General features: G+C 60.1%; 1 pseudogene. It reads right to left on the bottom strand.

Going from position 1 to position 757, the window contains the following annotated elements:
• Nucleotides 1-155, bottom strand: a pseudogene (locus tag EN893_RS39720) (DUF459 domain-containing protein); the annotation flags it as partial.
• Nucleotides 156-757 lie beyond the last annotated feature (602 nt).

Genomic DNA, 757 nt, shown 5'->3' with positions numbered 1-757 from the left:
GCCGCAGGCTGCCGCCTTGGCGGCCAAGAAAAATCGTCGGCGCGGCCGGGCGCAGCAGCGGGCGCCTTGCCCTCGACGACGAATTTTTCACCGGGCCCGTCCGGCTTGGCCGGCGCTGCGGCACCGAGAAGTTCCGAACCGCCGTCGAGTGCCGGTGATTGCGAGTCGGCGTCGGTAGCCGGGTCGGCGGCCTCAGTCTTTTCCTTCGAGGGTGGACTACGTTACTGGCCAGTACCGGCAACGCATCGAAGGAACTTTACAATCATAAAGGTACGTCACTGGTCTCGCGGCTCACCTATGACGATCTAGACGCGCATTCGAGTCCACAATCCGACTGGCATTTTCGTAAAGGCCTCCTCGGTGCGGGCGGCATCAGGGAGGATTTTCTCATGACGAGGACTTCTTACGGAAATGGGGGGCTACTCAAACACATTCAGTGATCAGCGCGGGGGCGGCGTCAGCTATTTCACCGCCGATCTTGGATATAATTTCTTGAACTCACCGCGCTACCGCATCGGTGCTTTTGTTGGCAACAATTTCTGGCACGAGAGCTACGATGCTTTCGGTTGCACGCAGCAGGCGACCAACTGGGGAACCTGTGTGCCAACCGTCCCACCTACGTCAACCTCTCAGCCAGGACAACGATTGGCATTCGCTGCGACTCGGCTTGGCCGGGCAGACGCAACTCACCGAGCGACTCAGCCTTTCTGGTGACGTGGCGTTCCTCTTCACGCGGCTCGACGGCAAAGAGCAGCAC

It is taken from the genome of Mesorhizobium sp. M7A.F.Ca.CA.004.04.2.1 (assembly GCF_004022825.1).
GTDB lineage: Bacteria > Pseudomonadota > Alphaproteobacteria > Rhizobiales > Rhizobiaceae > Mesorhizobium.
This window is presented reverse-complemented; position numbering and strand designations above follow the sequence as displayed.